We start from the raw sequence: 15,532 nt of genomic DNA, 5'->3' as shown, positions 1-15,532 counted from the left end.
AAAATGTAATGTTCAATAAAGCTAATGTTTGTACCTAAATTATACAAAAGCGAAGATGTAAATGTGATGAGAGAAATTATAAGCGAAAATTCTTTTGCTTTGCTGATTTCCTCTGTTGATAAACTCCGTGCCACTCACTCTATGATGATGCTGAATGAAAATGATCCGGAAAATGTTTATATTGAAACACATATTTCAAGAGCTAATCCGCAAGCCAAAACCCTAAAAAACGGGGATGAAGTACTTTGTGATTTTTTAGGGGCTCACACTTATATTTCCAGTAGCTGGTATGATCACATTAATGTGTCGACATGGAATTATGAAGCAGTACAAATCAATGGAAAAGTAGAACTGATGAATAATGAGGAACTTTATACTCATTTAGATACGTTAACTTCGAAATATGAAAAGTTTCAGCAGTGCCCCATGATGATGAAAGAGATGGGAAAAGAATTTGTGGAAAAGGAAATGAAAGGAGCTTTCGGAATTAAAGTCATTCCAACTGAGATATTTATCAAACAAAAGCTATCTCAGAACAGGAAAGAAAATGATTTTCAAAACATTATTACACAACTTGAGCAATCGGATGAGAATGCCCGTAAAATTGCTGAAAAAATGAAATTAATAAAGAAATAATCAAAATATACATATGAAGTTATATCCAATACAATGTGGAAAATTTAAACTGGACGGCGGTGCGATGTTCGGAGTCGTCCCAAAGAGTCTGTGGGAAAAAACCAATCCTGCAGACGAAAAAAACTTAATCGAACTGGGAACCCGTTCCCTGCTTATTGAAGACGGCAAGAAGCTTATTCTGGTAGATTGTGGTCTTGGAAATAAACAAGATGATAAATTCTTTGGCCACTATTCTCTTTGGGGAGATGACAGCCTTGATAAAAATCTAAAAAAATATGGTTTTGTAAAGGAAGATATTACCGATGTTTTCCTTACTCACCTTCACTTTGACCACTGTGGTGGTGCTATTGAATGGAATGATGACAGAACAGGATACAGACCTGCATTTAAAAATGCACAATTCTGGACAAATGAAAATCATTGGCAGTGGGCTACAGAACCTAATGCAAGAGAGAAAGCAAGTTTCCTGAAAGAAAATATTCTTCCGATGCAGGAAAGTGGACAATTGAACTTTTTACCTCTTCCAACAACCGGCAATTACGGATTTGCTCCGGACCTGAAAATGGATGTTATTTTTGTAGACGGTCATACAGAAAAGCAAATGCTTCCGGTTATTCAGTATCAGGAAAAAACAATTGTTTTTGCTGCAGATCTTATACCTACTGCAGGGCATATCAACCCTGTGTATGTAATGGGATATGATACAAGACCTCTTTTGACGATGGAAGAAAAAGGAAAATTTCTGAAACAGTGTGTAGACAATGAATATTTATTGTTTTTCGAACATGATGCTCACAACGAGCTGGGAAGTCTTAAAATGACGGAAAAAGGGGTAAGGCTGGATGAGACGTTTAGTTTAAATGATGTTTTTGGATATTAATTTTTAATCATGGAAGAATTACATTCAGAAGCACAACAACCGGAACCGGAACCGGCGCCCAAGATTATTGGATTAACAGGAGGAATCGGATCAGGAAAGACAACAGTGGCTCATTTTATTGAAGAATTCGGATTTCCCGTTTATTATTCTGATGACAGAGCAAAAACCATTGTTAATGACAGTGAAGAACTTAAAATTAAAATAAAGGATTTACTAGGTGATGCATCATATGATGAAAACGGCAGGTATGACAGAAAATATGTTGCGGATAAAGTTTTCAATAACAGGGAGCTACTTCAACAATTAAATGAGATCATCCATCCCGCAGTACGCATTGATTTTGAAAACTGGGTTAAAAAGCAAACCAAATATCTGGTTTTTAAAGAAACAGCATTACTGTTTGAACTCAAACTCAACAGACAATGTTACAAATCTCTTTTAGTCACCGCAGAAGATAATATCAGAATCAAAAGAGTAATGGACAGGGATGATAAAACATACCGTGAAGTACAATCCGTTATGGAAAAGCAAATGCCTGAAAAAGATAAAATAAAAATAGCAGATTGTATTATTTATAACAATACTAATCTGGAAGAATTAAAAGAACAGACTGAAAAAGTAGTTTTTAGTATTGAGTAAATAAAAAACTCGTTAGATCTCTCTAACGAGTTTTTTATTGTAATTATCCCGGGTATCTCATCTATTCTTTAACAAATTTCTTTTGTACTATTGTACCATTATCATTAATCTCTATTACATAAACAGCATTAATAAGCTTACTCACATCCAGTTGATTATTCAGGAGAATACCATTTGTGACCACCCGCCCATCAACATTATAAATTTTGTAATCAGCTTTTGGATTGATATTCTTCACATGTAAAATGGTGTGTACCGGATTAGGATAAAATAGGATATCATTTTGATTAACCGGATTAGGTATTATATTTTTAGAAATTTTCACTTTATAGTCTTCAACTTCTCCATTTGTAAAATTTGTACAATTCAAAGGAATGCCTCCTCTTCGCATAGCAACTCTCATGACTACATATTCATGATCTGTCATGCTTACAAAAGCATTCTGAGGCACATTGAATTTACCTGATACCGGAGATATCCTATTGGGAGATGAATTGAATATTCTTTCGTTGATGTCAAAATCTCCATTTCTATTGAAGTCAATCCATACTGTAATACCTTCATCATAAGTAGTGCCTGTCCATTTCTTTTCAACAATAATTTCATTATCAATAGATCCTTGAATCAGTCCAATGAACGTTTTAGAAACCCCTGTATAATCTGTATAAGTAGATGCTCCGGAAGCATTTTCCATTATAGATTTTTCTTTTGGTTTAACAACAACCTTTGCAATATGCTCCCCGGCTGAATTTCCTGAAGCCATACCACAATAAACCACAGTAGGAGTTGTAAAAAAATATAAAGGACTGTACGCACCTGCTATCCCATTGCAGATATTTACTACCTGCATTTCATATTTGGTCATTTCTATCAACCCCGTCAATACCACATTATTTACGGATGTTGCCACTTCCGTCCAGCTTGGAATTCCTACTTTTCTATACCTTAAAATATAAGTTGCTCCCGGAAAGGGATCCCATTTAACATCTGCTTTAGTTGGTAAAAGTTGAGTAATCGTTAATCCTGGAGGTGGTAATTCACATACTCTCTCGGTAGTAAATACTTTTGAATTTGAGTATGTAACAGGTAGGCATTTGGTATTAGCAATTTGAATTTCATAGGTTTTGTTGCTGATTAGTCCTGTCAGAACAAATGTATTCACAGGTGGAAGAGGTAGGTTTACAGAATTCCATTGCTGTGTTCCGACTTCTCTCCATCTCATTAGATATATAGGGTTCAATGCTAATGGACTCCATGTTATCAAAGCTGAATTTGTGGTAACATTTCCAATTGTCACGTTAGGAGGCACAGGACTACATTCTGTTAAGAATTCATTATGAGAATATCCTCCCGTTATATTATTGCATACTATGGCAATTTCTATTTCATATAATGTATCTGGTAACAAACTATTAAGTAAATTCAAAGTATTAGTCGTCAATGGGGGAACAGCTGCCGGTTGATTTACTATAGTCCAGGTTGTAGTACCCACAGGTCTGTATTTTATAGAATAAGATTCTGCATTATTAGTTACCGGCCAGCTTATCGTAGCGGAATTAAAAGTAACTCCACTCACTGTTACGACCGGAGCGACAGTGCCACAACTAAGCGTCGTAAAATTGGGACCTTGTACCCAGGGACTCTTGCCTGAAGAAGAACACACAGAGCGTACCCACCAATAATACGTTGTATTGGGCAGCAATTGGGATACATTTACGGTAGTGGAAACTGAGCTTCCTGTTGGAATGCTTGCGCTATTAGGTGGAGTGCTTAGACCCGAAAGATAATATTCATATCCCCCTGCAGGAACAGCAGAAGGAACAGCCCAATTGAGAGTAGCAGCCGTAGCTGATATTGGAGATACCGATATCGGATTAGGGATAAGACAGCTATTGAGCATAATATTATCAATAGCTCCGGGAGGCTGAATCCCTCCACTTCCATTATTTCTCCATTCGAAAACCAGGCGCATGGTTCCCCCTGCAAAGCTACTCAGATTCAAATTGGAATTAAGGTACGTCTGCCAGCCGGTTTGTTGATTGAAGTCATTACCTATCCTGATTCTTCCGGATCCTGTTGTAATTTGTGAACCCGCCGTAGGTGTATAAGACGAGGGAACCAGCCATACTCTTAAATAGTCTTCCAAATCTTCCCCTGCCGCCTTCCAATCGAATGATAAATTACAAATAGTTGTTCCGGTCGGGATAGAAATAGCAACATAAGCATGGGTAACACTGGGTGCAATTATATTATAGGTGTTTGAGTTCCCATTGCTATCCGATACATAAATAGCATTAGGAGGGTTTCCGGCTGCACTACCATAAAACCATTTATTGGTCTGCTGTGAATTAACAAAAGTAAAATTACCATCATTGGCTGTAAAATCCTGACTGTATGGCAAACTTGGTGTAGTACATGATTGGAATGCCAAGCCGATAGTAACAAACCATAGAAGTACTATTAAAAAAAAGTATTTTTTTGTCATCGTTTACTTATATTTAATTATCCTTTAAATAAATTTCTTTCGTATCATAGCCCCCGGAATTCCTTTTTATTACCGGAATTTGACTAATTCGCTATTTTAATGATCAAATATCAGCACCAAATCATATTATAAATATTTCACAATCGATTTGATCCCTACTTATTCATAAAGTATATTATTTTTAAAATTTTCTTGTGTACATTCTGTAAAAAAGATTATAAAAAAGGTTGTACTCATTTATCATCTTTTAGTGTTTTTTTCATTTTAATCATAAATAATCTTTCTGACTTACAACCATTATCAATTCTCTGGTTGGAGAGCATTAAGGTTAAGAATCATTATTTTAGTAAGAAAAAGAGAATATTTTTCACTGCCCCAACACACATTGCATTAATGTAACTAAAATACATAATTATTTACAATAAAACAATCAAAAAGAATAATAGATATTAATTTAATATAAATAAAGTCATTTGATTGAAAAAATAAAACAACACAGATCTATTAAATTATTTTTTTCAAATCAATTGAATTATTAATTAAAAAATAAGCCTCCAGGCATGGAGGCTTATTCTATCTTAAGTTAATTATTCTTTTATAAATTTCTTCTGAGCAGTATTTCCGTTATCATCTACATCCAATACATAAACACCGTTAATCAGTTTACTTACATTAATCTGATTATTCAAGAGAATACCATCAGCAATAATTTGCCCTACGGCATTGTAAATTTTATACTTGGCTTTTTTGCTGATATTTTTTACATATAGTATTGAACTTACAGGGTTAGGATAAATTAATATACCTGTCTGATCAATAGGGCTAGGAATACCTTTTCTGGAAATTCTTACAGAATAGTCTTCCACTTCACCATTTTTAAAGTTTAGACAATTCACCGGAACACCATCTCTCTGCATAGCTATCCTCATTACCACATATTTATAATCCGTCATACTAACAAAAGCATCAACAGGTACATTGAATTTTCCTGATACCGGGGATGTCGTATTTGGAGGTGAGGTGAATACTCTTTCGTTAATATCAAACTCTCCATTTCTGTTGAAGTCGATCCATACTGCAATTCCTTCATTATATGTATTACCGGTCCATTTTTTCTCAATAATGATTTCATTATCCGTAGACCCCTGAATTAACTCAATGAATGTTTTAGGAACTCCTGTATAATCTGTATAAGTTGATGCTCCTGAGGCATTTTCCATCATAGGTTTTCCATTTGGTTTAACCGTTACTTTTGCAATATGTTCACCAGTAGAACTTCCAGAAGCCATCTTGCAATAGATTACAGTAGGGGTTGTAAAATAGTAAGGAGGGGTAAATGTACCTGGTGTTCCGTTACAAATATTAGCCACCTGCATCTCATATTTCGTCAACTCTGCTAATCCGGTTAAAATATGAGTATTGGTATTGACAGAAATATTTGTCCAACTTGGAATTCCTACTTTTCTATATCTCAAAATATAAGTTGCCCCAGGGAAAGGATCCCATTTTACTTCTGCTGATGTAGGCAATAGCTGAGTTATTGTTAAGCCCGGAGGCGGAAGCTCACAAGTTCTTTCTGTAGTAAATACTGCCGGGTTTGAATATGGATTCCAGGTTGTTTCTCCGGCACATTTATTGGCAATCTGTACTTCATAAGTTGTATATGGGTCTAAACCACCAAGAGTATATGTATTAACAGGGGCAGCAGGTAAAGGAATATCAGGATTTGGCCATCCTACAGTACCTACTTTTCTCCACCTCATCGTATAAGCAACCCCCACTACACTAGGATTCCAGGTAATTAAAGCAGAATTTGTTGTAATAGAGCTGACTGTGATACCAGGAGGAGTAGGGTCACATCTTGTTGTAAATGTTTTGATAGCAGTAAATGTCCCTGCCGTAATTCCGCAATTGGCAGCAACCTGAACCTCATAAGTAGTAGAAGGAAGCAAGTTATTTAATGTATGCGGAACATTTGTAACATATATCTCAGTCCAGGTAGCAGCTCCTATTACTCTGTATTGCAGGAGATAGGTAAGATTGTTCGTAGCTCCCGTCCAGTTAACTATAGCAGAATTATGAGTTATAGTATTGAATGAAAGCCCAGTTGGTGTATCTGTACTACAAGGCTTTAATCTTACAACATAATCTTCTACTTCTCCATTAATTGCATTTTGACACATTGTAGGAGAGCTCGTACGCTGCAATACAACTCTCATTGTAGTAGTCAGTGGTCCTGAATATGCATTTGCAGGAACTCCAAATAAACCGGAGACAGGCGTTGTGGTACTTGCTGTAGAATTGATAATCCTTTCTGAATTGTCAAATTGCCCGTCTCTGTTAAAGTCAATCCAAGCTGCAACAGCTGTATTACCGGTGGCTCCTGTCCATCCTTTTCCTACAGATATTTTGTTATTGACAGAACCAATTTCTAATGTGATTAAGGTTGCCGGTGTAGTATAGCTGATGTAGTTGGTTTGCACAGAATTATTAGTCATTACAGGTAATGCAGGATTCACAGAAGTAACGGTCACGTTTGAAATATGATCATTAGTTCCTGTACCTGTCATTGAACAATATGACAATGCTGGTGTGGTGAATTGTTGTAAAGGTGAAAATGCACCCTGAGCAGCACCATTACATTTTGTAGCCACCTGAACTTCATATTTAGTCTGTTCTTCCAGACCTGAAATGGTATAATTATTTATTGGAGCAGGCACAGGATCTATGGTTGTCCATACCGTAGTACCTACTTTTCTCCATCTCAAGACATATGTTGCTCCCGTTGTTGCAGCCCATGATACATTGGCAGATGTTGGAGTAAGATTAGTAATAGTAATATTAGAAGGTGCAGCACTTGTACATTGCGGCATATCAATAATTTTCACTGCGTAATCTTCTACTTCTCCATCAGTGAAATTTCCACATGGACTCGGATTATTTGTATTTCGCATCAATACACGCATACGCGTAGTAAGTGGTCCGGCATATGCTGTTGCAGGTACGACAAATGTACCTGTTACCGGAGTCGTTGTATTATTAGATCCATTTAAAATTCTTTCGGAAGTATCAAATGTACCGTTTTTATCAAAATCTATCCAAACACTTATTGCTTTACTGCTCGTACTGGCGGGCCATGATTTAGCGACAGAAATATTGTTGGTAGTTGTTCCTCTTACAAGAGTAATTAATTTTGCAGTATCCGCAGAGTAATCTGTGTAATTATTAGCTCCTGAGTTATTGCTCATCGTATAGGAGTTGGTGGCAGCTACGGTTACATTTGAAATATATCCATTATTTGCATTACTGGAAGTTGCGGCACAGTAAGGAGTCATGAAAATGGTGATAGCGGAAAAACTTCCCGTCACTCCCGCACATACATTTGCAATCTGAACTTCATAATGGGTTCCGGCTGTTAACCCCGTAAGCGTTACTGTATTTGTTGTCGGAGCCGGTGTAACTGTTGTCCACGCTGTTGTCCCCGCTACTCTATATTGTACGACATATGTCGCATTGTACGAAGCATTCCATGTAATAGTTGCAGTGGTCTGTGTGGTTGTCGTAACCTGAACACCTCCCGGAGGATTAGATGTACAAACAGGTAATGTTTCTATTGGAGCTGTACCTATGGCATAAAAAACATTATTAATGGCACTTACCCTGATTTTTGCTGTTCCTCCAACCGTAAGGGGGAAAGAGCTGAAATCCAGAGATTCAGTTCCATCATTGGGTGTTGAAGCAGACACTACGTTCCAGGTAACTCCGTTATCTGTTGTAAAATCTATTTTAACATTAGCAGCATTATAAGGAGCTGTATTTGTATTTACTACATCCCAGGTTACGGTTGTAGGCCCATTATTATAAACCGTTGTTGGATTGACCTTAAATGGTCCGTTATTTCCTACTGTAATGGTTTGAACGGCTGTTTGTGTTTGCTGCTGATTTGCCACCGGATTATTATCACGTACTGTAATCGCAAATTTTGAAGTTCTGGCCACAGTAGATACAGCCTCCCAAAGGTTATTCGAATTGTTTAAAACCCCAGCCAATACAGAGGATAATCTTGGAAAATAGCGGGTAGGACTTGTAGTTGGCATTAAAGACCTGAAGGAAGGGCCTTCCGTGGTTGTTCCAAGATTAACAGCATTAATCTGCCCTGTCATCAGGTCTACTTCTTCCCAAGCATAAGTCATAGGATCGTTTTCTGCATCTGTAACCGAAGCGGTAAGTACGAAGGCTGTCCCTTTTGGAATAGTGTATGTTGGAAGAGGCCCAATTACCGGTGGATTATTTGCTACCGGAGTTTCAACATCACATACTTTTTGTGATAAGACAACTTGAATATCGTCTATACTTTTCTTAAAAAAGTAGGCATCACTATTTTGTTGTAAATTAAAAGAAGTGCCTGCAGGAGGGGTAACGCCTTGGGCATCCGCAACACCGGCATAAGCCATAATTGTGGATCCTGACCCAGGTTCCATCTGCGCTTGATTTCCTTGGTTCTGATAGGTAAATGTATGATAACCTCCTAATTGATGTCCCATTTCATGAGCTACAAAATCTATGTCAAAAGTATCACCTTGTGGAACCCCGTTAGAAGGCGATGTATATCCTGAACCTTTACCATTACTTTGATTTGGGACAGCTACATCCTCACAGACACATCCTACACATCCTGCCATTCCTCCTCCTCCTGAAGCACCAAATAAATGCCCAATATCATAATTAGCAAGCCCAACATTTGTTTCAAGTGTATTTTTTAATTGAAGGCTCCATCCATCCGGATTACTGAATGGATTACCTCCCATCCCTGCAGCAGGACCTGAATAGGGATCTGTTGCAGGATTAGTATAAATAACATTAGGGAAATTTTGTAAATTTAAATGAAGGGCAAAATCTTTTTCAAAAACTCCATTAACTCTGGTTAGAGTTGCGTTAATAGCAGTTAAAGCTCCTGCTACTGTTCCTCCGTGAAATTGGGTATACTCACCTGTCACCGACATCGCCAGCCTTAATGTTCTGTATTTTCGATCTGAAGATCTGGCAAAATCTGTGGGTTGGTTTTGAAAAGATTGTCCTTGCTGATAAAGCTTTTTTATTTCATGCTTGTCATGAGTACTTTCCTCAGTAGAACATACAAAGCCTGCTTTACCTCCTTCCGTTTTCGGGTGAACTTCATAGATGGTTTTATTGGTATTCGCAGGTTCAATGAATTCAGACCCATCTTTAGTAAAAATCATAGATTGAAAATCATTGGGAGCAAGGCTAAATCTCACATATTTTGAAGGATCATCTACTCCGGCTCCTACATACGAACCCAATTGATATTGATCTGCCAGTTCTTTGACAACAACTGGAAAACTATATACTGCAAACCTTTCAATTTTACCCCCTAAAGTTGGTAAAGATATCGTAACAGGTTTTGCATTTCTTCCCATTTCTGGTGCTTTTTCCAGCTGAGCTTTTAACAATGAAATATCTAAAGAATAATAGCTCGTGGTTTGCGAACCATTTTTAAATCCTTTTCTTTCGAACGTTGTCGATGTCCATTGTGCTTGAACTATTACAAACAAACAAAAGAAAAAAAGAGAAGTAAAGATTTTCTTCATAATTTTTCCGTGAATTTTATATTAATCTCACAAATTTAACCATTAATTTAAAATAATACAATTAAAATATACAAATCAATGAAACATCATCAATAAAACACATGTTAAATTAAAAATTTAAACATTTAATTGAATTTAAGTTAAAAAATTCAATACATGTTGAATTATTGATTAAAATTGCAAAAAAAAGAATGACAGAATAAAAAAATAGACCTCCACTTCTGGAGGCCTATTCTATTAGAGATTTAGTTTATTATTCCTTAATAAATTTCTTCTGAGCAGTATTTCCGTTATCATCAATATCCAGTACATACACTCCATTAATTAATCTGCTTACATTAATCTGGTTGTTGAGTAAGATACCATCGGCAATTACCTGCCCTGCAGCGTTGTAAATTTTATATTTCGCTTTTTTGCTGATATTTTTAACAAACAATACTGAGCTTACCGGGTTTGGATAGATCATGATTTCAGTTTGATCTAACGGATTTGAAACTCCTTTTTTAGAAATTCTTACCGTATAATCTTCAACTTCTCCATTTTTAAAGTTGGTACAACTTACAGGAATACCATCTCTTTCCATCGCAACTCTCATGACCACATATTTATAATCAGTCATACTTACAAATGCATCAACAGGTACATTAAATTTCCCTGACACAGGAGATGTTGTATTTGGAGATGAAGTGAATACTCTTTCATTAATATCAAACTCTCCGTTTCTATTGAAATCGATCCAGACAGCAATTCCCTCATTATAAGTGTTACCCGTCCATTTTTTCTCAATGATAATCTCATTATCAATAGATCCCTGAATCAGTTCAATGAATGTTTTAGGAACTCCGGTATAATCTGTATAAGTAGATGCTCCGGAAGCATTTGTCATGCTAGGCTTTCCATTTGGATTAACGGTTACTTTTGAGATATGCTCACCTGTAGCGCTTCCAGAACCCATCTTACAGTAGATTACAGTTGGTGTTGTAAAATAGTAAGGAGGAGTATAGTTTCCAGGTGTACCATTACAGATGTTTACTACCTGCATTTCATATTTTGTAAGTTCTGTAAGACCATCTAACACAATATTATTAACTGGTGTAGAAATCTCTGTCCAACTTGGAATACCTACTTTTCTGTATCGAAGTACATAGGTTGCTCCAGGGAAAGGGTCCCATTGAACTTCCGCAGATGTAGGCAATAATTGAGTAATTGTTAATCCCGGAGGTGGAAGTATACATATTCTTTCAGTTGTAAATACTTTAGGATTGGAGTATGTATTTAATGTAGTTTCTCCATCACATTTATTAGCAATCTGAACTTCATATGTAGTATATGGCTCCAAAGGAATTACACTACCAAGTACATAGGTATTTGCAGGAGAAGCAGGCAGAAGGATATCTGCATTTGGCCATCCTGTTGTTCCTACTTTTCTCCATCTCATAGTGTAAGTAGAACTTGCAGCTAGAGGCGCCCATGTAATCATGGCTGTTGTTGGAGTAATATTACTTACATTAACTGTTGGAGGTGTAGGGTCACATCTCGTTGTAAATGTTTTGATAGGTGTAGCTGTTCCGATTGTCGTCCCACAAATGGCAGCAATCTCAACTTCATAAGTTGTTGCAGGAGTAAGTCCATTAATCGTAAGAGGCATATTACCTAATAATGTAGATGCAAAAACTTCCGTCCAGGTAGTAGTTCCCTGTACTCTATATCTTACAACATAACTTACATTACTAGCTGCCCCCGTCCATGTAATAACAACAGAATTATGAGTTCGTGTAAATGTAGGTGCATTTGGAGTAGCAGTACTACATGGTCTGATCGTTACTCTATAATCTTCTACTTCTCCGTTCAAAGCATTCTGGCACATCACCGGTGCACTGGTACGTTTTAATACTACTCTCATTGTAGTATTAGCCATAGGTCCTGTATAAGCAGTAGCAGGAACATCAAACAAAGCTGTAACAGGCGTAGTTGTACTTGCTGCTGTATTAAGAATTCTCTCGTTGGTTTCAAACTGACCGTTTCTGTTGAAATCAATCCACGCAGAAACAGCATCATTACCTGTTGAACCTGTCCATCCTTTTCCTACCGAAATCTTATTATTCTGAGAATTAACATCTAGTGTAATAAGGGTTTCCGGTGTTGTATAGCTGATATAATTTGTCTGAACAGAATTATTACTCATAGGAAGTACACCCAGGTTAGCAGAAGATACAGTAACATTCGCAATGTGGTCATTATCACCACTACCCGTCATCTGGCAGTATTGTATTGGCAATGTTGTAAATTGTGTTGATGTTGAATATGCTCCAAAAGCACCTGTACCACATTTTGTTGATACCTGAACTTCATATAAAGTCTGCTCTGTTAACGGTGTTGTAGGATCTACTGTGTATACATTACCAGGAGCCGGCACAGGGGATATTGTTGTCCAAGCCGTCGTCCCTACTTTTCTGTAACGGAGTTGATATGTAGCATTCGCAGCCGCAGTCCAGGAGAAAGTAGCACTGATATCAGTAAGGTTTGAAACAGTTATACTTGTGATAGGTGTTGTAGTACATACTGGTTGATCAATAAGCTTCACAGCATAATCTTCCACCTCACCATCATTAAATGTTGAAAATGGCCCACAAGGGGAAGAAACAGTACCATCCATCATCACAACACGCATTTTTGTAACAAGCGGTCCTGAATACGTAGTCGGATCCGGAGGCAATGCGATTGTAAAACCAGCTGTTGCTGTTGTCACAGTGGCAGTGGTATTACTTGCTCCCGTAACAAATCTCTCACTAGCTTCAAAAATTCCATTTCTGTTTAAGTCAATCCATACACCTATACCAAAGCTGGATGAAGAGCCCGGCCAGTATTTGGTGATGCTTATTTTATTTCCTGTTGTTCCTCTTACTAAAGTAATTAAACGGGTAGGATCAGCAGAATAATCTTTATAAACATCATATCCAGAATTACTTACCATTAATGGCCCGTTTGTAGGTGTAACCACTACTTTACTAATATAACCATCTGAAGTTGTATTAGGGGGTGTATTTGTACAATAGGTAAGAGTAGGTGTGGTAAAGTTCACACTTGTTGAAAATGCTCCCTGATTACCTTGACATGTTGTTGCAATCTGAACCTCATATTGGGCATTGTCTTCCAAGTTAACAATAGTATAACTGTTTGACAGTGGAGTTGTAAGGTTCACAGAAGGTTGCCATGTAGCAGCTCCTACTTTTCTATATCGAAGAGTATAAGTAGCTCCTATTGCCGGAATCCAGTTTACAACAGCAGTACTTGCTGTAATATTTGAAACGGTAATATTACTTGGAGGGTTTGCATTACATGGCTGTAACGCAATAACCTCTAATGCAAAGTCTACGTAATTTCCGGAGCTTGCCGGACCACAAGGGTTAAGAGTACCAGAATATGTAGTTGCTACTCTTACTCTGTAAGTACCTGGTGCCTGGTTGGCAGCAATAGGGATGACCCCGGTTGCCGTTGCAGCATATCCACCTGTACTTGTATTCAGAATAGCTTCTCCCGGATCATTAAAATCAAAGTCATTATTCCAATCTACCCATATATAATAATAGTATGTATTGTTTCCTGCTGAAGCCAGATTCATTGTTACTGAAGTGGTTGGTATAGCAGAAAACGCTGTAGGTGTACTGTTTACATATGCAGAATAGGCATTTGCAGTATAGTTTAAGTTCGAAATCCCCCCCGTAGACGTAATGTTATTCAGATAATACGAAGTTGAACTGGTACCTCCTGTTGGTACACAATATCCGGTATAGAAAGAAATCGGTCCTTTCCAGGCACTTTGATCTGTAGCACTACATCTCGCTCTCACCCAGGCATAATATGTAGTATTAGGTGTTAATGGAGAAAGTGTTGCCGTTGTACCGGAAGGTACATTTTGCGATGGCACTGTAGCTCCTGTTGGCGCGGTATTAGAGGTGCTATAATACACATCATATCCCTGTGCGGGAACATAAGAAAAAGCAGTCCAGTTCAAGACTGCACTTGTTTGCGTAATTGTACCTAGAGATAACGTTCCGGTTGTCGGCATAGGCGGACATGTAGGTGGTGTCACTAATTTTATCGGTCCCGACCAGGTACTTTCCGACGTTCCACTACATCTGGCTCTTACCCATACATAATAAGTTGTATCAGGTGTCAACGGAGAAAGTGTCGCTGTTGCACCTGCTGCTACAGTTTGTGTGGGTACAGTGGCAGCAGTAGGAGCTGTGTTGGTAGTTGAATAATAAATTTCGTATCCTCCTGCCGGAGCTGGAGAAGGTGCTGTCCAGTTTAATACTGCACTTGTTGCCGTTACAGTACCTAAACTTAACGCACCCGCTGGTAAACATGCAGGTCCGGGACCAAAAGTTATTTGAACATTTGGTCTGTTTGCTGTAACCGTTCCCAAATCGGTATCCGTAGGAGCTGAACTATCTTTCTGATAGTACATATGTCTTGAGGTCGCTGTCGAATAAGTAAAAGCAGCACCTGTTGTTCCTCCTCCTCCTCCAGATCCACCAAAGTTGGTTTCAACTAAAACCATAAGGTTATCAGCTGAGTTATAATAATAAGGAGTCTGCAATGCTACGGTATACCATCCTGCTGTTATATTACTGACAGGGCCGTCGTATACTAAGGCTGCTCCAGAAATTGTACTAGACCAGTTTTGTGAAGTAATCGTTGTTGTTGTACTTGGTACAGATTTCACATAAATCTTTACCGGAAGAGTTATGTTCAGTGATCCGGTAGCTTTCCAGGCTAAAGACTGAATACTTCCGGATGTTCCGACTTCCGTACCCGTATAAAGTGATGCTGATCGCTCGAATCCGTAGTAAGATCCGAGGGGAAATCTTTGAGTACTTGTTCCTGTACCAACTATAACTGTTTGTGCCTGCACGAGCAGTCCAAAGACTATACAGAGCAAGGTTATGAGCCCCCTTATAGGCCGGCTCATTTTACAGAGTAAAAGTCCACTCATATTTTAAAAATTTAATAATGATAACAATAAGTAATTCTAAGTGTTCAAATTTTAGTGTCATGGCGATTCTTGAAACATCGCCTTTTACAGATAAACTGCAATAAAAAGAATAATTTTATACCATAAGCTAATATTTTAATATTTACACAAATCTAATGATTTTTTCATTGTGAACTATTCATTAAACGTAATTTTTTTGAAAAAATTACACAATAATTACACATATGGTTAAAAATAAAAAATCCCCGGAAATAGCCAGGGATTTAACATTATTTACAAATATA

6 protein-coding genes are annotated in these 15,532 nt (G+C 37.5%); 3 read left to right on the top strand and 3 right to left on the bottom strand.

What is annotated here, in order from left to right; translation table 11 throughout:
• Nucleotides 1–24: 24 nt before the first annotated feature.
• Genes C1631_RS08005 through coaE form a run of 3 tightly spaced genes read left to right on the top strand, consistent with a single transcriptional unit; the run spans nucleotide 25 to nucleotide 2,155 of the window.
• Nucleotides 25–636, top strand: a complete 612-nt coding sequence (locus C1631_RS08005; RefSeq protein ID WP_103247060.1) for an FMN-binding negative transcriptional regulator — start codon at nucleotides 25–27, stop codon at nucleotides 634–636.
• Nucleotides 637–649: 13 nt separating this feature from the next.
• Complete coding sequence (locus C1631_RS08000; RefSeq protein ID WP_103247059.1) at nucleotides 650–1,516, top strand: MBL fold metallo-hydrolase; 867 nt, start codon at nucleotides 650–652, stop codon at nucleotides 1,514–1,516.
• Between the two features lie 9 nt (nucleotides 1,517–1,525).
• Nucleotides 1,526–2,155: a dephospho-CoA kinase gene (gene coaE / locus C1631_RS07995; protein WP_109711598.1), complete on the top strand. Its 630-nt coding sequence runs from the start codon at nucleotides 1,526–1,528 to the stop codon at nucleotides 2,153–2,155.
• A 61-nt stretch (nucleotides 2,156–2,216) separates the two neighbouring features.
• Here coaE and C1631_RS07990 read toward each other — a convergent pair whose 3' ends face one another.
• From C1631_RS07990 to C1631_RS07980, 3 genes are all read right to left on the bottom strand, one after another.
• On the bottom strand, nucleotides 2,217–4,640 hold the full coding sequence (locus C1631_RS07990; protein ID WP_109711596.1) for a GEVED domain-containing protein: 2,424 nt from the start codon (nucleotides 4,638–4,640) through the stop codon (nucleotides 2,217–2,219).
• Between the two features lie 587 nt (nucleotides 4,641–5,227).
• Nucleotides 5,228–10,249 (bottom strand): GEVED domain-containing protein, encoded by a 5,022-nt coding sequence (locus C1631_RS07985; RefSeq protein ID WP_103247464.1) that lies wholly within the window; start codon nucleotides 10,247–10,249, stop codon nucleotides 5,228–5,230.
• A 253-nt stretch (nucleotides 10,250–10,502) separates the two neighbouring features.
• Entirely contained in the window at nucleotides 10,503–15,248 is a 4,746-nt protein-coding gene (locus C1631_RS07980) for a GEVED domain-containing protein (RefSeq protein WP_103247465.1), read from the bottom strand.
• Nucleotides 15,249–15,532 lie beyond the last annotated feature (284 nt).

The sequence above is a fragment of the Chryseobacterium phosphatilyticum genome (assembly GCF_002899825.2).
Taxonomy (GTDB): domain Bacteria; phylum Bacteroidota; class Bacteroidia; order Flavobacteriales; family Weeksellaceae; genus Chryseobacterium; species Chryseobacterium phosphatilyticum.
This window is presented reverse-complemented; position numbering and strand designations above follow the sequence as displayed.